Annotated in this window: 18 protein-coding genes and 1 pseudogene; 16 read left to right on the forward strand and 3 right to left on the reverse strand. The window is 48.3% G+C overall.

All coding sequences use genetic code 11. The features are described from left to right. Positions 1-7: 7 nt before the first annotated feature. Positions 8-1,156 carry a patatin-like phospholipase family protein gene (locus QN370_RS18180; RefSeq protein WP_322128409.1) on the reverse strand — a complete coding sequence of 383 codons (1,149 nt, stop codon included), beginning with the start codon at positions 1,154-1,156 and terminating at the stop codon, positions 8-10. A gap of 24 nt (positions 1,157-1,180) precedes the next feature. Beyond that, positions 1,181-2,383 (reverse strand): EAL domain-containing response regulator, encoded by a 1,203-nt coding sequence (locus QN370_RS18185; RefSeq protein WP_322128408.1) that lies wholly within the window; start codon positions 2,381-2,383, stop codon positions 1,181-1,183. Between the two features lie 240 nt (positions 2,384-2,623). Here QN370_RS18185 and QN370_RS18190 point away from each other — a divergent pair, with 240 nt between their 5' ends. Continuing rightward, positions 2,624-2,830 (forward strand): hypothetical protein, encoded by a 207-nt coding sequence (locus QN370_RS18190; protein ID WP_322128407.1) that lies wholly within the window; start codon positions 2,624-2,626, stop codon positions 2,828-2,830. 63 nt (positions 2,831-2,893) lie between these two features. Beyond that, positions 2,894-3,082: a DUF1289 domain-containing protein gene (locus QN370_RS18195; protein ID WP_322128406.1), complete on the forward strand. Its 189-nt coding sequence runs from the start codon at positions 2,894-2,896 to the stop codon at positions 3,080-3,082. Between the two features lie 5 nt (positions 3,083-3,087). Here QN370_RS18195 and galE read toward each other — a convergent pair whose 3' ends face one another. Continuing rightward, complete coding sequence (galE, locus tag QN370_RS18200; RefSeq protein WP_322128405.1) at positions 3,088-4,113, reverse strand: UDP-glucose 4-epimerase GalE; 1,026 nt, start codon at positions 4,111-4,113, stop codon at positions 3,088-3,090. Positions 4,114-4,343: 230 nt separating this feature from the next. Here galE and QN370_RS18205 point away from each other — a divergent pair, with 230 nt between their 5' ends. The 14 genes and pseudogenes from QN370_RS18205 (at position 4,344) to QN370_RS18270 (ending at position 20,920) form a co-directional block, all read left to right on the forward strand. After that, a complete protein-coding gene (locus tag QN370_RS18205; RefSeq protein ID WP_323581763.1) occupies positions 4,344-5,801 on the forward strand; it encodes a Ppx/GppA phosphatase family protein in 1,458 nt (485 codons plus the stop codon). Positions 5,802-5,868: 67 nt separating this feature from the next. Beyond that, positions 5,869-6,381: a hypothetical protein gene (locus QN370_RS18210; protein ID WP_322128404.1), complete on the forward strand. Its 513-nt coding sequence runs from the start codon at positions 5,869-5,871 to the stop codon at positions 6,379-6,381. Between the two features lie 111 nt (positions 6,382-6,492). Further along, the gene (locus QN370_RS18215; protein ID WP_322128403.1) at positions 6,493-7,260 is read left to right on the forward strand and encodes a GNAT family N-acetyltransferase; all 768 of its coding nucleotides are present in this window, start codon (positions 6,493-6,495) and stop codon (positions 7,258-7,260) included. A gap of 443 nt (positions 7,261-7,703) precedes the next feature. Further along, positions 7,704-9,611 (forward strand): threonine--tRNA ligase, encoded by a 1,908-nt coding sequence (gene thrS / locus QN370_RS18220; RefSeq protein ID WP_322128402.1) that lies wholly within the window; start codon positions 7,704-7,706, stop codon positions 9,609-9,611. Positions 9,612-9,672: 61 nt separating this feature from the next. After that, a complete protein-coding gene (gene infC / locus QN370_RS18225; protein WP_322129182.1) occupies positions 9,673-10,194 on the forward strand; it encodes a translation initiation factor IF-3 in 522 nt (173 codons plus the stop codon). Between the two features lie 151 nt (positions 10,195-10,345). Next, the gene (rpmI, locus tag QN370_RS18230; RefSeq protein WP_040723346.1) at positions 10,346-10,543 is read left to right on the forward strand and encodes a 50S ribosomal protein L35; all 198 of its coding nucleotides are present in this window, start codon (positions 10,346-10,348) and stop codon (positions 10,541-10,543) included. A 27-nt stretch (positions 10,544-10,570) separates the two neighbouring features. Next, the gene (gene rplT / locus QN370_RS18235; protein WP_322124708.1) at positions 10,571-10,930 is read left to right on the forward strand and encodes a 50S ribosomal protein L20; all 360 of its coding nucleotides are present in this window, start codon (positions 10,571-10,573) and stop codon (positions 10,928-10,930) included. Between the two features lie 121 nt (positions 10,931-11,051). Next, positions 11,052-12,068, forward strand: a complete 1,017-nt coding sequence (pheS, locus tag QN370_RS18240) for a phenylalanine--tRNA ligase subunit alpha (RefSeq protein WP_322128401.1) — start codon at positions 11,052-11,054, stop codon at positions 12,066-12,068. An 88-nt stretch (positions 12,069-12,156) separates the two neighbouring features. Then, a complete protein-coding gene (gene pheT, locus QN370_RS18245; RefSeq protein WP_322128400.1) occupies positions 12,157-14,586 on the forward strand; it encodes a phenylalanine--tRNA ligase subunit beta in 2,430 nt (809 codons plus the stop codon). Between the two features lie 19 nt (positions 14,587-14,605). Continuing rightward, positions 14,606-15,019 (forward strand): integration host factor subunit alpha, encoded by a 414-nt coding sequence (locus QN370_RS18250; RefSeq protein WP_322128399.1) that lies wholly within the window; start codon positions 14,606-14,608, stop codon positions 15,017-15,019. A gap of 8 nt (positions 15,020-15,027) precedes the next feature. After that, positions 15,028-15,417 carry a MerR family transcriptional regulator gene (locus QN370_RS18255; RefSeq protein WP_322128398.1) on the forward strand — a complete coding sequence of 130 codons (390 nt, stop codon included), beginning with the start codon at positions 15,028-15,030 and terminating at the stop codon, positions 15,415-15,417. Between the two features lie 700 nt (positions 15,418-16,117). Continuing rightward, positions 16,118-18,040, forward strand: coding sequence for a PrkA family serine protein kinase (locus tag QN370_RS18260; RefSeq protein WP_323581764.1), 1,923 nt, complete (start codon positions 16,118-16,120; stop codon positions 18,038-18,040). Between the two features lie 70 nt (positions 18,041-18,110). After that, positions 18,111-19,379: pseudogene (locus tag QN370_RS18265) on the forward strand (YeaH/YhbH family protein). Next, positions 19,379-20,920: a SpoVR family protein gene (locus QN370_RS18270; RefSeq protein WP_322128396.1), complete on the forward strand. Its 1,542-nt coding sequence runs from the start codon at positions 19,379-19,381 to the stop codon at positions 20,918-20,920. The pseudogene QN370_RS18265 and the gene QN370_RS18270 overlap by 1 nt, the downstream one beginning before the upstream one ends. Positions 20,921-22,840 lie beyond the last annotated feature (1,920 nt).

Below are 22,840 nucleotides of genomic sequence, written 5' to 3' on the forward strand. Positions count from 1 at the left end.
GGATCCGTCAGAGGTCTGCCCGATAAGGCGGCAATTCATGGACGACCACGCCGACATCATCGGGCACCTCGGTGAGCCAGCCACCGGAGCCGATCGCCCGCATGGCATCCTGATAGCCCTGCTCCCAACGCCAGGTCACCGAACCTTTGGAAAAATTGATGTCTTTGGATGCCATGTGCCAGTCGCGCCCGGCATACGGCAAGCGCACGATGTGCATCGTCGTCTCACATCCCAATGCAGCCAACTGTTTGATGTCGTCGACCGTTTTTAGACCAACCGGCAGCTTGCTATGCACGGCGTGCAGCTTGCGGCGCAGATTATGCAGTTTCAGGAATTCGGTGATGACCTGATGGGAACGGGATGCAAACATCACGTCCTTTTGACGGGTCTGCACCTGATCGAGCGTGACCGGTTCCGGTCCATCGGCGCTCCACAAGTCCACCATGAAACACAGCGTATTCATGCGCGGTTCGTCATCGAGCACCGTGTCAAGTGGCGTATTCGAATACAGGCCGCCATCCCAATACAGGTCTCCATCGATGCGCACCGGCGCAAAGCCGGGCGGCAAGGCGCCGCTGGCCATGATGTGCTCCACGCCAAGGCGTTGCCGGGCGTTATCGAAGCTGGTCAGTGAACCGGTGGTGACCTTCAAGGCGTTGACGCTTAATCGCATCCGGTCTTTTGAATTGAGCAGATCGAAATCGACCAGTTCGTTGAGCGTCGATTTCAATGCGCTGGTGTCGTAGAAGCTGGCAAATTCCGGATCGACTGCCATTCCGAGTGGAAACAGGCTGAACGGTCGCGGTTGAAAAAAACCCTGCACACCGCGTGTCATGGCATCCATCGTCGCGAGCATCGTATTGAGGCGGCGGGCTTCGTCTGTGACCTGATTGAGGTCGAAGCCATCGGCGTGCGACACGCGGTCCCAGAATTCGCGCAAGCGTGGCATGCGCATCGACTTGTCATTGCCGGCAATGAGGGCCGCATTGATCGCTCCGATGGAGGTTCCGACGACCCAGTCGGGTGTCAGGTCGTGTTCATCGAGGGCCTGGTAGATGCCTGCCTGGTAGGCACCGAGTGCACCTCCGCCTTGCAGTACCAGCGCGATGCGTTGTTTGGGTGGTTTTTTCAGTTTGGTGACGGGAGTTGGTTTCATGTGCGGACGGTATCACGAACAAAATCAGAAAAAATGTGACCACTCGGTCATCCAGTCAGGCAGCGCTGCCGCTTCCATCGGTTTGGCAATGTAGTACCCCTGGCCATAGGTACAGCCCATTTTTTTCAACAGGTCCCATTCCTCGCGGGTTTCGATGCCCACCGCGACCGACAAACGCTCCAGTTTCCTCGCTAGCGCCAGCGACGAACTCAGCACCAAGGCGAGCGCGCTGTTTTCTGCTGCGCCGGCAACAAAGGAGCGATCGATCTTGAGTTCGGAAAACGGAATGCGCAGCAGTTGCTGCATGCTGGTGTTGCCGGTGCCGTAGTCATCAACCGACAATTCGAAGCCTTTCATGCGCAGTCGCAGCATGTTTTCGAGACAGGCCGGCGTTTCGCTGCGCAGTGCTGATTCGGTAATTTCGAAAATCACGAAAGGTGCTTCCAGGCGATGCGCGGCGACCTGCCCGGCAATCCGGTCGGCGATGCGCGGATCGAGCAGCAAGGCCGAACCAAGGTTGATCGAGACCGAAATCAGAGAGCCGGCGTCATGCCAGCCACGGCATGCCGCCGCCGACTGATCAATCATGGTACTGGTGAGCCGGTCGAGTTGTTGATGTTGTTCCAGCACGGGTATGAAGTGTGCCGGCAGAACGATACCAAATCGTGGATGGTGCCAGCGCGCAAAGGCCTCGACACCACGGACCCGGCCACTGATCAGCTCCACTTTGGGTTGAAACCAGGGATGTATCTGGTTGTCATCGAGCGCTTCGAGGATGTCGTCGATGCTAAACACTGGCGTGATCATTGTTGCGCAATAGTCATCGAGGCTGCGACGGGCGGTGTAGCTGCAAATTAATGCGGTGAGGCTTTCGTTGGTAACGGGCTTTTGCACGAAGCCAAGCAAGTTGATACCGTAGGCCTTCGACATGGTTTCGACCGAAAAAATCAGGGCGGGATCCACCACGCCGGACATGATGATCGCCGTAGGGCTATCAAAGTTCCCCATATGACGGATCAATTCCATTCCGTCCATGCCAGACATTTGCAAGTCAATGAAACCGATATCAATGGATTGTGCCTGGTCTTGCAGTACTGCCAGAGCTGTTGCGCCGTCTGGCGAATCAATGACGTTGCGGGCACCCAGGTCTCCTAGCACGAGTCCCAGTTTATGGCGTTGCAAGGGATCTTCTTGCACGACAAGGAAATTCATGTCCGCGATTTTCATAAGCCTCTTTGTCGGAATTTACGGGACTGCATTTTTATCGGAACTCAAAATTTTGTGATCATGATAATACGTTTTATTTACAAAAAGGAACTTTCTGTAACCAAGAAAAACTGGGTTTGGAGAAATATTAAATATTGTGTATTGATCAATGAGTCTGGAACTTTCCTTCCTGCTGTGTCGACTTAAAGAGTAAGCATAGTGAAAAGACGATTTTCCAAATTGCAATGATACGGAGAAAAAATGACAACTAAATTACTCAATTCATCCGATGTGATCGACATCATGGTGTCGGTGGTGCACGCCCAGATTGATACCGAACCTTGCCGTGCCCGCTATCGTGAAGCGCTCAACAGTCTTGTTCGACTGGTCCGCGCCGAGCAGATGCTGGAACTTCAACGTGACTTCAATAAATTGACGCAATTTTGCGATACGCGTTCTCATTATTAAGTCGCAAGCCATGATTGTTCCGCAGGTGGATAATCAGGTAACTTTTCACAATGGCGTGTTCCTATGTCCCAATTGCCTGTCCGTCCCGATACACCTTGCGTAGCTGTTTGCTCGACTACATTCGATGATGTGTGCCGTGGTTGTGGCCGCACCGTCGCAGAGGTTGCTCAGTGGGTTTTTTTCAGTGACTCCGACAAGGAGCGTGTCTGGCAGCGACTTAGCGCCGAGGGCTATCCTCGGCGTGCCGGATAATTACCTCAAGCAACAAATCCTTGTGGGTTGTTGCTCTGCCAGCGCCAGTGATCCGCGCACATCTCGGCAATTCCGCGTTCAGCTTTCCAGCCAAGCAGAGCCTGCGCTTTGCTGGCGTCAGAGAAACATTTGGCAATATCGCCTGGACGTCGTGCGGTGATTTGATACGGCACCTTCCTCGCGCTGGCGAGTTCAAATGCACTCACGACCTCAAGTACGCTATAACCGTCGCCAGTGCCGAGATTGACCGTGAAGCCTTTATTACTCTCAAATAATTCTCGTAATGCTGCGACATGGCCGATTGCGAGATCGACCACATGGATGTAATCGCGCACGCCGGTGCCGTCGACCGTCGGATAATCGTTTCCGTAAACGGATAATTGTTTCAATCGACCGACCGCGACCTGAGCCACATAGGGCATCAGATTGTTCGGTACGCCGCGCGGATCCTCACCGATTAATCCGCTCGCATGGGCTCCGACCGGGTTGAAATAGCGTAATACGCCGATGGCCCACGTCGGATCAGATTTCGCCAGATCCCCCAATAACTGTTCGACCATCAGCTTTGATCTGCCGTACGGATTGGTCGCCGACAGAGTCGCATCCTCGCGAATCGGTACGCTTTCCGGATCGCCATAGACCGTCGCTGAAGAGCTGAAAACGACGCAGTGCACACCTGCGCGCTGCATTTCTTCGAGCAGGACGACGGTTCCGCCTACGTTGTTATCGTAGTACATCAACGGTTTTGCTACGGATTCACCGACTGCCTTTAATCCGGCAAAGTGAATTACTGCATCGATTTTGTTGTGGCTAAAAATAGTACGTAGTACGGAGCGGTCCCGCACATCCCCTTCGTGGAAAAATACAGGATGTCCGGCGATCCGGTGGACCCGCTCGAGCGACAATGACGAGCTATTGCACAGGTTGTCGAGTGCGATGACGTCATAGCCGGAAGTGAGCAGTTCAACGCAGGTATGTGAGCCGATGAAGCCTGCTGCACCGGTGACCAGAATGGTTTTTTTGCTTGTCATTGAAGGCTATCGTAAGTGGGATTAACGGCCTGATCGTGGCCACGTTCTATCGTGTCTTACTTGAATTGTACTTGACAGGTACGTGGTCATTGAGTGGTCACATCGCTGTCATATCTTTCATCAACGCTTCGCTGGATGAAATTTAATTGGCAATATCGTTTATATCAATTCGCGATAACGTACACTCCCCGCTGGTCAACGGTGTTCCAATTACAGAAAAGAGAGACGGCATGTTCGCTGCAGTGGATTTGGGATCGAACAGTTTTCGTCTGCACATCGGGCGTTATGAAGAAGGTGCTATTCGTATTGTCAAGACAGCCCGGGAGCCGATTCGATTAGGAGCGGGGCTCGACAGTAAAGGTAATCTTACCGAAGCGGCAATGCAGTCAGCGATTGCTTGCCTGGCGCGTTTTGCCGATGTATTAAGTGCCTATCCACTCACTGCCGTACGGGTGGTGGCGACCAATACGATGCGTATTGCTAACAATGCGGCGCAATTTTTGCCGTTGGCTGAAAAAGCAATTCGACATCCGATCGAGATCATTTCTGGCGAAGAAGAAGGGCGGCTTATTTATCTGGGTGTCGCCAGCACGCTGGACATCGAGCATGAACGCCGCCTGGTCATTGACATCGGGGGGGGGTCGACCGAACTGGTGCTGGGATTTGGTCCCGAGATCGAACGTGTCGAGTCATTTGGCATCGGGACCGTGAAACAAAGCGCGACATTTTTTCCTGACGGAAATATTACCGCCGCTGCTTACGAAAAGGCCATTCTTTCCGCCCGGTCTGTGTTCGAGGATGCTGCGCCTCCTTACCATCCGCGCTTCTGGAATGTTGCCTATGGTTCCTCAGGCACGATACGCGTGATTGCCGAGGTCATCGCACGTAACGGCTTGGGTGACGGCCGGTTGTCGGTGGCCGGGCTGGATGCACTCATGCACCGTTTTATCGATGCTGGCCAGATTAATAAAATCGATTTGGCAGGCATGAAGCCGGAGCGGGCTGCGGTGATGGTCGGCGGGCTAGCCATCCTGATCGGATTGATGCAGGAGCTGGGTATCAGCGTGCTGGCACCGATCGAAGCGGGTTTGCGGATGGGTGTGTTGTGGGAACTGCAGTTGCGCGCGACCAAGCGCGACAGACGTGAGCAATCAGTGCGCAACTTCTTGCAGCGCTTCCGGGCGGATGAAAGACGTGCCAGCCAGGTTGCTGCTTCTGCCAGTGCGATCTACGGTCAGCTTAAGCCAGCGTCGGACACGTGCGTGAAATTGTTGCGCTGGAGTGCGCTCTTGCACGAAGTTGGGATTGCAATTTCCCAGAGTGGTTATCACAAACATGCAGCGTACATGATTGAACATGGTGATTTGCCAGGGTTCACGACTCGCGAGCAACGCACGATGAGTGCGCTGATACTCGGACAAAAGGGCAATTTGCGGAAACTCAATGATGCGCTGTCTGATCCCGATTTCGCCAAGGCCGTGCTGGCGATGCGACTCGCAGTCTTGTTGATGCATGCACGCATTGATATGGATTTGGTGCAGCTTCGTCCCCGCATGAAGGGGAAGATCGACATCGAAATTCGGCATGACCTGATTGTTCTTCATCCAACGCTGGCCTACTGGATGGACAAGGAGCGTGAATGCTGGCTTGAAGTCGGGGTTGACTTTCTTGTTCGATACATTGGCTAGCTTCTTTGTTGCGTCGTAATAATAAACAGTTTATATTGTTTATACGATTATTAAAAACGAGGAAAATATGACTACTGACTCGCCATCAAAAACACCTGTAAAAAAACCGGTGCCACATGCTGCCGCCAAGGCCAAGCCGGCTGCTACTACTTCGGTAAAACCGGCCGTTGCAGCTAAACCCCCGGCGGTGAGGACTAGTCGTGCAAAGCCCGCCGTTGTTGCGCCTGCCGCGCGGTCAAAGTTGCCCGCCAAGTCCACTGCAAAACTTCCTGTGAAAGCAGCAGCAAGTCCGGCGATTGCTTTTCCAAAGAGCTCACCTGCGCCTGTTGTTATTGCAGAGGTAAAGGAAAAAGTTAAAAAGGCAAAGCTGATACGAGACAGTTTTACGATGCCAGAGATTGAATATGCCGTACTGGGCGAAGTTAAAAAAAATTGTCTGAAAGCTGGCTTCGACGTGAAGAAAAGTGAGCTTTTGCGCATCGGTGTCGTCTTGATTCGGGATCTTGATCTGGCCACATTGAAAGGTGCTGTGGCTGCGCTGTCTCCCCTGAAGCCAGGTCGTCCAAGGAAAGAAAAGTAACGGTTGGAGTAGTGCTGGATTGTTGTCGCGTCATGAAATTGACATCTCGCTGTCATTTTGCTGAAATAATGGGCAGTTAGGCTTTGGTCGTGAAAACGACTAGGGTAAAAAATGCGAATTCTTACGACGACAACAACTAGCGGCACGCCTGATTCTGCAACCCTATGCCTGAGTGTCGCCAGTACCGAGGAAGAGGTACGAGAAGTTCAGCGCCTGCGCTACAAGGTTTTCATAGAGACCATGGGCCTGTCGGCTCTTGAAAACCGGGACGGGTTAGACCGCGATGAATTCGATCTTTGCTGTGATCATCTGATTGTGCGAGATACGCGTTCGCTTAAAGTGGTTGGTACCTACCGGGTAATGAGCCCGCAGGCAGCACGTAAAATGGGTCAGTACTATTCCGAAAACGAATTTGACCTGAGCCGACTCGACAACCTTCGTCCACGTATCGCTGAAGCGGGACGGGCTTGCATTCACCCGGATTACCGTAGTGGCGGTGTGATCATGCTGCTGTGGGCTGGATTAGCTGCATTCATGAAAAAAGAGCAATGTGAATACCTCATCGGATGCGCTAGCATCAGCCTCGCCGATGGCGGACACAATGCCGCAGCGTTGTATCGGGGCCTGACGGAGAACAATATTGCGCCACTAGAGTATCGAGTGACGCCTCATTTGCCGTTTCCAATTGATGGCCGCGAGCCAATTGATACGCCACAAACGCCTCCGCTGTTGAAAGGATATCTGCGCAGTGGGGCGTGGGTTTGCGGAGAACCGGCATGGGATCCAGACTTTCATAGCGCCGATTTGTTCATGCTGTTGCCGCTTGCCAAGCTCGATAGTCGCTATGCGCGACATTATCTTGGGGCAAAAGCAGCATGATGTGTGTGACCAGCTTTTTGTTGACGTCTGCTGGTTACATTGAGCGATTCCTGCAGATTGTTTGTTGCAGTAACTAATTTCCATGATCTGTTTGTCAGGGATGTTTGCCAGGCGAAATGAGTCGCGGGGCCGCGGCGGATGTGCGGTCCTTCTGCTTTCTGATTCGGGCTTTATTACATGCTAAAATCTGACAAAGTTTAGGCGTTTCTGTTTGCGTATCAGTGCTCTATCAGACGAAGAAATGGACAATGGTCATGACACCACGAACTACTGCCCTAAAAGGAAGTCGATACTAGTCGGGTCTTTTTCGTCGATGAATTACTGAAAAAGCGCGACGAGATCGCGCTTTTTTACGTGCAGATTTTCTTCGATTCATACCGCCTACAATTCATTCAATTCAATTTATCTGACACTCGCCTAATTGCCGTGTCATGGAGCTAAAAATGGTTTCAGTTCGTCTTCCGGATGGTTCACAACGCGAGTTTGATCAGGCTGTTACTGTCGCGCAAGTTGCCGCCAGTATTGGTGCCGGTCTCGCGAAAGCAGCACTTGCAGGCAGAATTAACGGCAAGGTCGTTGACACCTCGTTTTTGATTGATCACGACGTCGATTTGGCGATTTTGACTGACAAGGACGCAGAAGGTGTGGACGTGATTCGCCATTCCACTGCCCACTTGCTTGCCTATGCAGTTAAAGAACTATTTCCGGACGCACAAGTCACGATTGGGCCGGTGATTGACAATGGCTTTTACTATGATTTTTCGTACAAGCGACCCTTCACTCCGGAAGATCTCGTTGTCATCGAAAAGAAAATGGTCGAATTGGCGAAGCGCGACGAGCAAGTAACTCGTCAGGTCATGACACGTGATGATGCGGTTGCCTATTTTCTGTCCATTGGCGAGGCCTACAAGGCCGAATTGATTGGAGCAATTCCAGTCGATCAGGAAGTGTCGCTTTACACGGAGGGCAAATTTACAGACTTGTGCCGTGGTCCGCATGTGCCATCAACCGGCAAGCTCAAAGTGTTCAAGCTGATGAAATTGGCAGGCGCTTACTGGCGCGGCGATTCAAAGAACGAGATGCTGCAGCGAATCTATGGGACAGCTTGGGCACGGAAAGAGGATCAGGAAGCTTATCTGCACATGCTGGAAGAGGCGGAGAAGCGGGATCACCGAAAGTTGGGAAAATTGCTGGATCTTTTCCATTTTCAGGAGGAGGCCCCGGGAATGATTTTCTGGCATCCGAAGGGGTGGTCAGTATGGCAGCAAGTTGAGCAATATATGCGTCGAGTCTATCAAGACAACGGATACCAGGAAGTCAAAGCGCCGCAAATACTGGACATTAGCTTGTGGGAAAAATCCGGGCACTGGGAAAACTACAAGGAAAACATGTTCACGACCGAGTCAGAGAATCGGTCTTACGCACTCAAACCGATGAACTGCCCAGGTCATGTTCAAATATTTCGGTCGGACATGCGGTCCTACCGCGATCTGCCGCTGCGTTATGGCGAGTTCGGCCAATGCCATCGCAATGAGCCTTCGGGTTCACTGCATGGAATCATGCGTGTGCGTGGATTTACGCAGGATGACGGTCACATTTTTTGCACGGAAGACCAGATCCTGGAGGAGTGCGTTGCTTATACCGCGTTGTTGCATAAGGTTTATGCCGATTTTGGTTTTGCAGAGATCACCTACAAGGTCGCGACACGACCAGATAAACGTGTTGGTTCCGAAGAAGCATGGGACAAAGCTGAAAATGCATTGATCGCTTCTCTTGAGCGCTCTGGTTGCAACTTTGAAATTTCGCCGGGCGAAGGCGCATTCTACGGTCCGAAGATCGAATACACGCTGACAGATGCGATTGGACGTGCATGGCAATGCGGCACAATGCAGGTCGATTTTTCAATGCCAATCCGACTTGGTGCGGAGTATGTCGCGGAAGACAATACCCGCAAAGTGCCTGTCATGCTGCACCGTGCGATTTTGGGCTCTTTCGAACGATTCATTGGTATGCTTTTGGAAAATTATTCAGGAGCGTTGCCGATGTGGCTTGCTCCCGTGCAAGTTGTTGTGCTTAATATTTCTGAGGGGCAGGCTGACTATGCCCGTGACGTAACCCAAGCCCTGAAGAAACAAGGATTTAGGGTGGAGTCCGATTTGCGCAACGAGAAAATAACCTATAAAATACGCGAGCATTCCGTCCAGAAGATCCCATACATCATCGTAGTCGGTGATAAAGAGCGGGATGCAACAACAGTGGCCGTGCGTGCGCGAGGTAACGTTGATCTGGGTGCGATGCAAATCGATGAATTGATTGCTAGGCTCCTTTCCGAGATACAAGCGAGAACCTGAAAAAGATAACGCTATAGCGCAACAGTACTGCCGATCAAATTGATTTTAAAAGGAAATTACAATAGCTACTGACAAGTCACATCGCATCAACGGCGAGATTACTGCACCTGAGTTGCGTTTGAGCGGCGTAGAAAACGAAGCACTTGGCATCATTACGCTCGCTGAGGCCTTCCGCATGGCGGAAGAAGCAAACGTGGACCTCGTTGAGATCGCGCCTACAGCGCAACCCCCGGTCGCACGCCTGATGGATTATGGCAAGTTCAAGTATCAGGAACAAAAGAGAGCTCACGAAGCCAAGTTGCGGCAAAAGATCATTTTGGTCAAGGAAGTGAAGTTTCGTCCTGGTACTGACGATGGCGACTATGGCATTAAGTTACGCAATCTAATCAAGTTTTTGGACGAAGGCGACAAGACCAAGATCACATTGCGTTTTCGTGGTCGCGAGATGGCCCACCAGGATATCGGTGTGCGAATGTTAGAGCGTCTGAAACTCGATCTTGAGCCGTACGGTCAGGTCGAGCAGTGGCCCAAGATGGAAGGTCGCCAGATGATTATGGTTCTGGCACCAAAGAAAAAGAAGTAAAATTCGCACGGGCTTTTTATTGTAAGAACCTGTGCAATAGCGGAGGACTCGATTCCTTCGCATAACAAGTGAGAGCAGGCATCCAAGTGCAACGAAATGTTGCCACCTGCAATCATGTTAAAAACGGAGCTGTCCCAAAGACAGAGTTGCTATGCCTAAAATGAAAACGAAAAGCGCCGCAAAAAAACGCTTTCGAGTGCGTCCAGGTGGTACCGTCAAGCGCGGTTCGGCTTTTAAACGCCACATCCTGACCAAAAAAACGACCAAGACCAAGCGTCAACTGCGCGGTGCCAAAGAAGTCCATGCCACAAACATGGTTTCGGTCCGTTCGATGCTTCCGTACGCTTAACCTCACACTCAAATTTAAGGAGTTACTATGCCTAGAGTAAAACGTGGGGTCACAGCACGGGCCCGTCATAAAAAAGTACTAGACCAAGCCAAAGGCTACCGCGGTCGTCGCAGCAAGGTTTATCGTATCGCCAAGCAGGCAGTTATGCGTGCAGGGCAATATGCCTATCGTGACCGCCGGAACAAGAAGCGTGTCTTCCGCGCTCTGTGGATTACGCGTATCAATGCGGCATCACGGGAACACGGCATGACCTACAGCGTCTTCATGAATGGCCTGAAGCGCGCCTCCATCGGACTGGATCGCAAGGTTCTGGCTGACATGGCAGTGATGGACAAGCCAGCATTTGCTGCGATTGTCAATCAGGTGAAAGCCAATTTCGCCGCTTAAGTAAAGTCGAAGTCCAGGCCGTTGCATGACGGCCCGCCAAGCGGGGCAAAGGTTCATACCTGCGCCCCGTTTTGTTTTCAGGCCGCAGTTCGGCCATTTTTTCCTGAACGGGAAACCGCGCATGAACCCCCTAGAACAAATCGTACAGCAAGCCCAAATTGATTTTACTGATGCGCCCGACGCGGCCGCTTTGGAAAATACAAAAGCAAAATATCTTGGTAAGACTGGCAAGATAACTGAGCAAATGAAGGGTCTTGGCAAGCTTTCTCCAGATGAGCGCAAAATCCATGGCGCTATTATTAATGGCGCTAAAGAAAAAATCGAAGCGGCACTGACCGCGCGACGGGAAGCTTTGGCTGATGCCCAGATGCAATCTCGCCTTGATGCTGAATCGATAGACGTCACGCTACCGGGGCGCGGCCGCGGAATGGGCGGAATCCACCCAGTTATGCGGACTTGGCAACGTGTTGAAGAAATCTTTGCATCAATCGGATTCGACGTGGCAGATGGTCCGGAAATAGAAACCGATTGGACTAATTTCACTGCGCTTAACAGCCCGGAAAACCATCCCGCACGCTCAATGCAAGATACGTTTTATATCGATGGTGCCGATAGCGAAGGAAAACCATTGTTGCTACGTACTCACACGAGCCCCATGCAAGTGCGATACGCACGTATGAACAAGCCACCAATCAAAGTAATTGCACCGGGTCGAACGTACCGTGTTGACAGCGACGCCACTCACTCCCCGATGTTTCATCAGGTAGAGGGACTATGGATCGCCGAAAACATCAGTTTCGCTGATCTAAAAGGTGTCTATCTTAATTTTGTCCGTGCATTTTTTGAAACAGATGATTTACAAGTGCGCTTTCGCCCTTCGTATTTTCCGTTCACGGAACCATCTGCAGAGATCGATATTGCCTTCGGAGCTGGGCCGCTGAAGGGCAGATGGCTGGAAGTGTCCGGAGCCGGACAGGTGCATCCCTCTGTAGTGCGCAACATGGGCATTGATCCTGAAAAATATATCGGCTTCGCTTTCGGATCAGGCCTGGAGCGGCTGACAATGCTGCGCTATGGAATTAGTGACCTCCGCCTGTTTTATGAGGGCGACTTGCGCTTCCTCAAACAGTTCAACTGATCAATCCGTTTTCGCGATCGTTGTCAGGGAAAGATTTATCGTAATCTTCCCTCGCGATTCACGACTGCCGTAGTCAAAAGGTGTTCAAATGCAATTTTCAGAAAGCTGGCTTCGCTCAATGGTAAGCCCGACGATGACGTCGGATGAACTGTCGCACTTGCTCACGATGTCCGGCCTTGAGGTCGAAGAGGTTTCGCCTGTGGCGCCTCCTTTTACCTATGTCGTAGTTGGTGAGGTACTGGAAATGTCGCGACATCCCAATGCCGATCGCCTCAATGTTTGTCAGGTTGACGTAGGGACTGGTACGTTACTCAACATCGTCTGTGGCGCTCCGAACGTGCGAGTTGGGATGAAAGTCGTTTGTGCAACAGTTGGCGCACTACTTCCACCCGGCGATGATGGAAAACCGTTTGAGATCAAGGTTGGGCAGTTACGTGGTGTTGAATCCCAAGGCATGCTGTGTTCTGCTAAGGAACTCAAGTTGTCCGATGATCACGGTGGATTAATCGATGTTCCTGAAGACGCACCTATAGGTCAAAATTTCCGCGATTATTTTCAGCTAAATGATTTGAAGTTCACGATCAAGTTAACGCCCAACAAGGCTGACTGTCTCTCCGTGTTGGGTGTCGCGAGAGAAGTCTCTGCACTGACCGGATGTGTATTGAAAAAGCCAACCTACCAAAAGGTTGATGTAACTCTGGCAGAAGTATTGCCGGTCAAAGTGAGTGCTCCTGATTTATGTGGTCGCTTTACCGGTCGAATCATTCGCGGGCTGAATGCTCGGGCGATGACGCCTGAGTGGATGAAGCGGCGTCTTGAGCGCAGCGGACAACGGTCTATTTCTGCGTTGGTGGATATCTCTAACTATGTAATGCTTGAGTTAGGACAACCTACTCATGTCTTCGATCTGTCTAAAATCCATGGTGGCCTTGATGTTCGCTGGGGGCGTTCGGGTGAAACGCTCAAGCTACTTAATGGTAATACCGTCACAGTCGACGACTGGGTTGGCGTGATCGCTGACGATCGTGAAATCGAGTCTCTTGCCGGAATAATGGGCGGTGACGCAACGTCCGTGTCGCTGGAGACTCAGGATATTTATCTTGAAGCAGCTTTTTGGTATCCACACGCGATACAAGGTCGCTCCCGTCGTTTCAATTTCTCGACCGACGCGGGCCACAGGTTCGAGCGCGGCGTAGACTTTGAGGCGACGGTTGAGAGCATCGAGCGGATCACCGCCTTGATTATCGAAATTTGTGGTGTTTCGGGCGCTACGAAAGTGGGTCCGGTCGACGATCAGATTGTGAATCTGCCCGAGCGCAACCCTGTTCGGTTGCGGACCGAGCGTGCAAGTAAAGTCATTGGTGTGCCATTTACAGATTTACAAGTGGGCGATATTTTTACGCGCCTCGGGTTGACATACTCTCACAGTGCAGGGATTTTTGATGTTACGCCCCCGTCATTCAGATTCGATATCGAGATCGAAGAGGATTTGATCGAAGAAATCGCCCGTGTTTTTGGTTTTGAAAATATCCCGGCGCTGCCGCCTGTTGCGGCTAACGCGATGCGCGTTGATCCAGAAGTGAAAAGATCTTTGTTCACGCTGCGTCGTCAAATTGCAGATTTGGATTACCAGGAAGTCGTCAATTTTAGTTTCGTAGAAGAGGCATGGGAACGCGACTTTGCCGGAAACAATGAGCCAATCCGACTTCGCAATCCTATCGCTAGTCAATTTGGTGTGATGCGGTCAACATTGCTTGGCAGCCTAGTCGCAAATGTTCGCTACAACACCAAACGCAAGGTAACCAGAATTCGTGTTTTTGAATTTGGTGCTACCTATCGGCGTGACACATCTGTTGAAGACGGTCCGTTGTCAGTAGCCGGATATTCACAATCGAAACGACTTGCAGTACTGGCTTACGGACCTGCATGTGACGAGCAATGGGGAAAACAGACGCGCTCTGTTGACTACTTCGATATTAAAGCCGATCTGGAGTCGTTACTGGCACCGGTAGTGCCATCTTTCGTACCGAATCAACATCCTGCACTTCATCCAGGAAGATCGGCGACGATTGTCGTGGATGGTAAGGCAGTTGGTTTTATTGGCGAGTTGCATCCGCGTCTGCAGCAGCGATATGAGCTGGCGCATTCCCCAGTAGTTTTTGAATTGGATGCTCAGGTTTTACAGCAGCGAATTTTGCCGGTATATCAAGAACTCTCGAAATATCCTGCTGTAACTCGGGATTTGGCTGTTGTAGTGGACCAGAGTCTTCACATGCAGGTTTTACTAGACGATTTCGAGCTAGAAGTACGTGAGAACCCGCTATGTAAATCGGTCCAAGCTATTGTTTTATTTGACGAATATCGCGGTGCCGGATTGCCGGCGGGAGAGAAAAGTCTTGCATTCAGATTCACCTTGCAAGATACTCAAAGTACACTTCTAGACGATAAAGTTGATGCTGCAATGGCTGCTTTAATGTCGTCTGTGACGAAGAAACATGGCGCGAAACTGCGCACTTAGGGCGGGCGGAAATTAAACAATGAACGATGTTATTTCGACCGAATTTCAATCTGTCTTAAGTGCTGATCTCGATCGCGCTATGCTGGTCGCCCGGGTCCGTTCTCAGGCAGAAAAAGATTTGCCAACGCTTACCAAAGCCGAACTTGCGGAGCTCCTGTTCGAGCAAGTCGGCTTGAATAAAAGGGAAGCGAAGGATATGGTTGAAACTTTTTTTGACGAGATCCGTAACTCACTTGAACGTGGTGAATCAGTAAAGCTTTCAGGTTATGGTAATTTTCAACTCAGGGACAAGCCTCAACGGCCGGGGAGGAATCCAAAGACTGGTGAAGAAATTCCAATCACGGCGCGTAGGGTTGTGACATTTCATCCAAGCCAAAAATTGAAAAGCATGGTGGAAAATATAGATGTTTCGTCGCCATTAAATGAAGCCTAACTTAATTAATGAACGAGCGATCTAGCAAGCCTGAACCCATAGTTTTGCCACAGATACCAGCAAAACGGTATTTCACCATTGGCGAAGTGGCAGAACTCTGCGGAGTAAAGCCGCACGTCCTACGCTATTGGGAGCAGGAATTTACGCAGCTAAAGCCAGTTAAAAGGCGGGGAAACCGTCGCTATTATCAGCATCACGAAGTTTTATTGATTCGCAGAATTAGAGAGCTTCTTTATGAACAGGGTTTCACGATAAGCGGAGCTAGAAACAAACTGGACCGACGAGTGATTCGTGAAGACGACGCTAGCGGCAAGATAGAAGAATATCCCGCTCTAGATCCGTTGTATTTTGAAATCCGTGCAGAGTTATTCGAAATTCTTTCGCTTCTCGAAAACTAGTCAAACAAGGGTAATTTAAACAGTTGAGTCATAGCTGTGATTTCCGATATCGCCGCTGAGAATGTAAAGAAGTGTCGACGCCCGCCTCTCTAAGTAAGATCTAAAACTTTAACCAAGCACGACCATCTCCGATTACTGGCGAAGCTACGTCTCTTGTTGTTGTCTGTTACACATCAAAAAAACAGAAATTTGAGCATCACGCGATCAAGGGCGGAACATTCGTGTGTTGCAGACATACTGACTGCTCGATAACGTGTGGCATCGGCTCAGTATCTTGCCATCGACGCCAGCGGTCGTCATAGACAAAACCACTCCTTTCGACAACTACTTCCGTTAGCAGCTTGGTCGGCTATTAGCACGTTTTAAATGTGAAATTGTTGCACAGTTCATCGCGCATTTTTCATTCTTGAAATTTGACTTTATTCAGCGATCCGTGAAACCACGTCAGCCCATGAGTATACCCGCTAACCCATTCATGCATGATGGGTATCTATGTTGATCAGCCTCTATTACTAATTCGCTCTATTCGATAAGAGTGCCGAAATAGTCAACAATAAGCAACGGATTGGTATCTTGAAGGCAACAACGGGAGAAACGTCACTAGATTCAAAAAGTGCGCGTATTATTTAGCCATACCAAACCGCAAATTTACGAAATTTGCTCCACCAAGATCAGTGGCACAACCTCAAAGGATATCTTAATGAAAATCTTTGACAACTACGCAGCAAGGTATGAACGGACACGAGAGGACGAGTTTTCACTGCAAGAATACCTTGACCTTTGTAAAACTGATCGATTGACTTACGCAACTGCCTCTGAACGAATGTTAAGTGCGATTGGTGAACCTGAATTGTTGGACACCCGTAACGACCCGCGATTGTCCCGTATATTCGCTAATAAGATAATTAAAATTTACCCAGCTTTCCGTGAATTTTATGGGACAGAGGAAGTAATCGAACAGGTGGTTTCTTACTTTCGCCACGCAGCACAGGGCCTGGAGAAAAGAAAACAAATTCTCTACTTGCTAGGTCCTGTAGGCGGTGGAAAATCATCAATTGCAGAAAAACTTAAGTCACTAATGGAAAAGGTTCCCTTTTATGCAATTAAAGGATCACCTGTCAATGAATGCCCTTTAGGATTATTTAAGGAAGAGGAGGATGGAGAGATTCTTGAAGAGGAATACGGCATACCACGTCGATACCTAAGATCAATACCCAGCCCATGGGCGGTAAAGCGTCTTGAAGAGATGAACGGGGATATTAATAAGTTTAGGGTAATTCGGCGCTATCCATCAATACTTAAACAGATAGCTATTTCAAAAACTGAACCAGGCGATGAAAATAATCAGGATATATCGACATTAGTTGGGAAAGTTGACATTAGGAAGCTTGAGGAATATTCACAAGATGATCCAGATGCATATAGTTATTCTGGTGGATTATGTTTATCAAATCAAGGACTAATGGAATTCGTTGAAATGTTCAAGGCTCCTATCAAGGTGCTCCATCCTTTGCTTACCGCAACTCAAGAAGGCAACTTCAAAGGTACCGAGGGATTTGGTGCTATTCCCTTTGACGGGATAGTTCTTGCCCATTCAAACGAGTCTGAATGGAAAACATTTAAAAATAATAAAAATAATGAAGCCTTTCTGGACCGTATCTATATTGTAAAAGTACCATATTGCTTAAGAGTAAGTGAAGAGACTAAGATATACGAGAAGCTATTGAGAAACTCGTCGCTATCCCTAGCTCCTTGTGCCCCAGGAACACTCAAAATGATGGCACAGTTCTCAATTCTTTCTCGATTAACCGAACCGGAGAACTCTAGTATATTTAGTAAGATGTTGGTTTATGATGGGGAAAATCTGAAGGATACAGATCCAAAAGCTAAATCGCTACACGAATATAGTGATTATGCAGGTGTCGATGAGGGAATGAATGGATTATCGACTCGATTTGCTTTTAAAATACTATCTAAGGTCTTTAATTTTGACAATGCTGAAATTGCGGCTAATCCGGTTCATTTGTTATATGTAATCGAACAGCAAATTGAAAGAGAGCAATTCCCCAAGGAAGTTGAGCAAAAATATTTTTCCTACATTAAAGAACATTTGGCTCAAAGGTATATCGAGTTTATCGGTAAAGAAATACAAACGGCTTATCTTGAAAGCTATTCCGAATATGGTCAGAATATTTTTGATCGATATGTTACTTTTGCTGATTTTTGGATTCAAGATCAGGAATTTCGTGACCCGGACACAGGTGAAAGTTTTGATCGTAATTCACTCAATCAAGAACTGGAAAAAATTGAAAAGACAGCTGGAATTTCAAACCCTAAAGATTTCAGGAATGAAATTGTAAATTTTGTACTTCGTGCCAGAGCACCGAATGGCGGCAAAAATCCTGTTTGGACAAGCTATGAAAAGTTACGTACAGTAATCGAAAAGAAAATGTTTTCCAATACTGAGGAATTGTTGCCTGTTATTTCTTTTAATGCAAAAGGCAGTACTGATGATGCAAATAAGCACCAAGAATTTGTGTCGCGAATGGTAACTAAAGGCTATACAGCAAAGCAAGTACGCTTGTTATGTGAATGGTATTTGCGAGTTCGAAAATCATCCTAACACTTTCAATGGAAATTTCTGAATTGCGCCACAAATGCAAATCGCTATATTTCATTAGTAGGAGGTTATATTGGTTCACCTTATCGATCGACGGTTACAGGGGAAAAATAAATCTGCGGTTAATCGCGAACGATTTCTACGTCGTTATAAGGTCCAAATTAAAGAGGCTGTAGCACAAGCCATAAAAGGCCGCTCAATTACAGATATCGAGCATGGCGAGCAAATTTCTATACCTGTCAAAGATATCAACGAACCTTATTTCGGGCATGCTCGTGGAGGTGTCTGGGAAACGGTGAGTCCAGGTAATCGCGAATATCTGAAAGGCGACTCTATAGACCGGCCAGAAAAGGGTGGTGCAAACGGTGGTGATAAGGGTGGAAGTAATAGCGAGCAGTTAAATAACGACGATTTTATGTTTGAATTAACCAAAGAAGAATTTATTAATTATTTCTTTGATGATCTTGAATTGCCAAATCTAATAAAAACACAATTGACAGCAGCTAAAGAGTTCAAACTGGCAAGGGCAGGATTCAATATCTCGGGAACGCCGTCAAATATTCATGTTTTACGCTCGCTACGTGGTGCTTTGTGCCGTCGTATTGCCGTCGGTGGTGCATCACGAAAACTATTACATGAAACCGAGAGAAAATTGGAACAGGCACTTAATGAGGTGCCTTGCGATAAAATTCAGGTTATAGAAATCGAATATAAAATTCGTCAATTACGGACAAGATTAGTCGCTATTCCATTTATTGATCCATTTGATCTTCGATATAGTAATCGTATCAAAAAACCAAAACCTTAAAATCAAGCCGTAATGTTTTGCATCATGGATGTTTCTGGATCCATGGACCAGCAAAAAAAAGATACAGCAAAGCGTTTTTTTATTTTGTTATACCTATTTCTGACGCGAGCGTACGAGCACATAGATGTGGTGTTTATTCGGCACCATACGACTGCTGCAGAAGTCGATGAAAATGATTTTTTTCATTCACGTGAATCGGGAGGTACTGTTGTTTCTTCCGCTCTTCAATTATTAAACAAAATAATGAAGGAGCGTTATCCGGAAGAAGACTGGAATCGTTACGTTGCACAGGCCTCAGACGGTGATAACTGGGATAGTGATTCTGTAACTTGCCAAAAATTGATGAGTGAGATAATAGTGCCGACAGTGCAATATTACGCCTATGTAGAAATTACTGATGGGGTCCCTCAAAATCTATGGCAAGAATATTTACAAGTAGCCGCAAAATACCACCACTTCGCTATGCAGCGAATTTCTACTAGTGCTGATATTTATCCAGTTTTTAAGGAATTGTTTAGAAAACAGGTGAAGTAATGCAAAAAGAAATTCTCAACGCCTGCTCGAAAGGTTATAAATTACCAGAGCAATCAGAATGGACGTTTCCACTGATTGAGGAAATCCATGAGGAAATAAAAAGGGTTGCGACCGATTTTGGTTTGGATACCTATCCTAATCAACTTGAGATCATTACGGCAGAGCAAATGATGGATGCCTATGCATCTGTTGGAATGCCTGTTTCGTATCATCATTGGTCATTTGGAAAACATTTTTTATCAACCGAAAAAGGATATCGCCGCGGGCAAATGGGGTTGGCGTATGAAATAGTAATTAATTCAAGTCCTTGTATTGCCTACTTAATGGAAGAAAATAGTCTCACAATTCAAGCTCTTGTTATTGCTCATGCGGCGTATGGTCATAATTCATTTTTTAAGGGAAATTATCTTTTTAAAACATGGACTGATGCAGAGGCTATTATTGACTATATGGTATTTGCAAAAAACTATATTGCAGAATGCGAACGTGCTCACGGTGAAGAAGCCGTTGAGTTACTTCTTGATTCCTGTCATGCCTTACAAAATTATGGTGTTGACCGTTATAAGCGCCCCGCAAAACTGTCATTGGAAAAAGAACATGCTCGTCAGGAGGAAAGAGAAGAATATCTGCAGTCACGGGTCAATCACCTATGGCGCACGCTCCCGCGCCGAAATGACGAAGAGCCAGCTCAGAGTTCATCAAGATTCCCGTCTGAGCCTCAAGAAAATTTATTATATTTTATTGAAAAATACGCCCCATTACTCGAATCATGGCAGCGTGAAATAATTCGTATTTCACGAAAGATTTCTCAGTATTTTCACCCGCAACGTCAAACTCAAGTCATGAACGAAGGCTGGGCAACATTTTGGCATTACACTATTTTAAATAGACTTTATGACGAGGGCGTCGTAGGCAACGGGTTCATGCTTGAGTTTTTGCAAAGTCATACCAATGTGGTTTATCAACCTCCTGTTGGTAGTCGTAACTTTACAGGAATAAATCCTTATGCATTAGGATTTGCCATGATGCGAGATATAAGGCGTATCTGTGAGGAACCGACAGACGAAGACAGGTTGTGGTTCCCGGATATCGTTGATACTGATTGGCATCAGACACTTGATTTTGCTATGAGAAACTTTAAAGATGAAAGTTTTATTGCTCAATACTTATCACCAAAATTAATAAGAGATTTTCATTTCTTCGCAATATTAGATGATGAGAATGAAAAAAAATTAACTATTTCTGCTATACATGACAGTAATGGATATCAACATGTCAGGCAGGTATTAGCTAGCCAATACAACATCGGAGATCGTGAACCCAATATTCAAGTTTGGTCAGTTGATACTCAAGGTGACCGTGCACTAACTCTAAGACATATGCAGTTTCAAGGACGCCCGTTAAATCAGCAATCTGATGAGGTTTTGAAGCATCTCACGCGACTTTGGGGATTCAATGTTCACCTGGACACAATCGGAGCTGACGGCAACGTCATCGAATCAAAAAGTTGTATTGCGGAGAAAAACAAAAATAGGGGTTAAGTAATCGACCTTATTGCAGTTGTAATTTATGAGTACTCCAACATTCTGGGCGGCAAGTTAGTTTGATCCATATTATTGCTTCATCAGAGGCGCGGTACGCGGTCGGAAGTCTGACTATTCACGCCTTTTGTGACATAGGATCCATTGTGATGGCGTCGTTTTATCTTTGGCGTAAGCGTTTTCGGGCATCATTAAATGACACTGGTGACGCGGAGAGGGCTGGCGCAGTGGCACCGTGCGTCATCGAGCGGGGGGGCATAACAGAATTGCATCGAGCGACCAGGTCCAAGACGGATTTTTGCGCTTTACCACTCGCCAGACCCACAATCAAGGTCGAGCATGAAAATTAATTAGTGCTGCGAATTCTTGGCTGCTGGTGTTTTTACCTGGAGGTGAGAGCTGTGACTTCCTGTTCGCTGAACCGGGTAGCATGCTTTTGATCGTTAGTATCCAGTGTGAGCTGACCGGCTGTCGTTGACTGAAGTTCCGGCGGCGAGGCAATGTGATGGTCTTCATCAATGGTCATACTATCCAGACTAAGGTGCTCTATCTTGGTCGCACCGGATTGCAAGTACGGGCAAAGCGATTGGTGCCGCATTGACCTACTAATAACTGGAGCGTGGTCGATACCTGCGAGTTGATTGGTCCGCGCTGATACGTCTACTCGAAGATATTACAGTTCAGCAGGAAAATACGTTTCGACATGGATTGCCACTGTTTGAGATTAGGGATTAAACGAAGTTGTCATGTGTATGTGGCTAGGCTAGGCGTACTAACATCATTGACCCAGAACGGCATCTCCATTGCTCGTATGGCAAAACCGGTGCTGGTCGATGTGGTTGCAAACTCAGTTGCTAGGTTACCTGCGCCGCCACGCCGAAAGATTTCAGTTCAGGATCTGTGGTCAAGAGAGCCGAGCGCCGTCTGCTACTCCCTGACGCGTAATAGGGTGTGCTTGTCGTGGAATTGGCAAGTGAGTCAAGTTGGCGCAATTGCATCAAAGACTGGTTTCACCCGTTATGGGCGCGAAACCAAATTCATTCATGGTCAGGATGCTTACGAGGAATTGGCCTTTTTCTCGTTGAGTCCAAAGTGTCGGTCGAAATTATTGTCGTGACGAATCAGTAAATTGCAGGACTAACAACAACACAGTGCGATGCTATCGACGATAAAGCCCATCATTGTTTCGCGTAGCGTGATGGCAGTAAAGTCGTGTCGAAGTATGTTCGTTCTGTCTACCCTGCTTTCGCGCAGTAGATCAGATAGATCGGTCTGACACACCACATTGCTGGTCGCGCGAACCGTAAGATATTAAAAGCCAAGAATATCGAGTGCGGTCCGGTCGGGACGGCGTTGGAACGGATCGGTGTCTCCACGCCGACGAGGCGCGAAACTGTGAGTACCATTTAAGCGGATCCACGAAACAAGTCTGACCGATCGCACACGCCAAACCCGTCCTCCAACCGCTCGTTGCCCAGATCAAGAAGCAGTTCAAACAACAGCGCTTTTCCTTGCCGTTCCATCACTGACACGAGCGCGTAACTCGGTGCATGAAGTCCCGGGATCGAAGTCTCGCTCGTTGATTTGGACGTGCCGATCGATATCAATCATCTGGGGGGGGGGGCGTCCTAAGCATTGCCACGCCTAGCCGAAAAACTTTTTTATCGGAATTGCTCGGAGCTGGAAGCAAAACATTTCGCTGTCATGCAAAGTAAGATTTAAACAGGGAAAGGTATTTGAGTTCCGAACGCCGCAACTTGTTACAGCTACCGTGCAAGGAATTAAAAGCAAAACGCGCCAACGAAAAGGTTGACGGCAACATCGCAAGGCAGCATAATCTCATTTCTCTGAAGCAGACAAACAAAACGCTTTGTCAGCAGCGCAAAACACGGCACGGTCGGTGAGGTTAATCGAAGTGCA

The sequence above is a fragment of the Actimicrobium sp. CCI2.3 genome, assembly GCF_035019065.1.
Lineage (GTDB): Bacteria > Pseudomonadota > Gammaproteobacteria > Burkholderiales > Burkholderiaceae_D > Actimicrobium.